This is a genomic window from Flavobacterium sp. GQ95, from assembly GCF_059758655.1.
The window spans coordinates 1-793 of sequence record NZ_JCAXEB010000056.1; the positions used below are offsets into that span (position 1 = coordinate 1).

Genomic DNA, 793 nt, shown 5'->3' on the forward strand with positions numbered 1-793 from the left:
ATCCACTTCTGTTAAAACCGGTGATAGTATTCTCTTTACCGATACTTCAAAAAATGACCCTGTTTCCTGGTTGTGGAAAATCAGCAAGGGAGGAGTTGAGAAATTCACTTCAACACAGCAAAACCCAAGTTTTACATTCGCAGAACAGGGATTGTATAGTGTTGTGCTTACGGTGGGCAATGCCTTTGGCAGCCATACCAAAACAGTTTCCGATATGATTGCTGTAGGTATTATTGTGGCTGATTTTACGGCAGGGTCCACTTCTGTTAAAACAGGCGATACTGTAATTTTTACCGATGCATCAAAGGGGGCTCCTGTTTCCTGGTTGTGGAAAATTAACAAGGAAGGGGCTTTAAAATTCACTTCAACAGAGCAAAACCCTAGTTTTGCCTTCACAGAACAGGGTCTGTATAGTGTTGCACTTACGGTGGGCAATGCTTTTGGCAGCCATACCAAAACAGTTGCCGATATGATTAGGGTAACAACATTACCGGTGGCTGATTTTACGGCTTCTTCAACAGCGGTGAAAACAGGAGGTACTGTAACGTTTAGCGATACTTCGGGTAACGCGCCAACTTCCTGGTTGTGGACAATCAGCAGGGAGGGGGTTGAGAAATTTACTTCAACAGAGCAAAACCCGGGTTTTACCTTCACAGAACCGGGCATATACAGTGTTGCCCTTAGGGTGACAAACGATGCAGGGAGCCATACCAAAACAGTTGCCGATATGATTACTGTAGGTTTTCCGGTCTCAAATTTCACGGCTTCTTCAACAGCGGTGAGAACAGCAGAG

At 44.8% G+C, this 793-nt stretch carries 1 protein-coding gene; it reads left to right on the forward strand.

Features of this window, described 5'->3' with window-relative positions; all coding sequences use genetic code 11:
- A partial coding sequence (locus AC6CH4_RS25905) for a PKD domain-containing protein (RefSeq protein WP_498108213.1) occupies positions 1-793 on the forward strand: 793 nt, incomplete at both ends.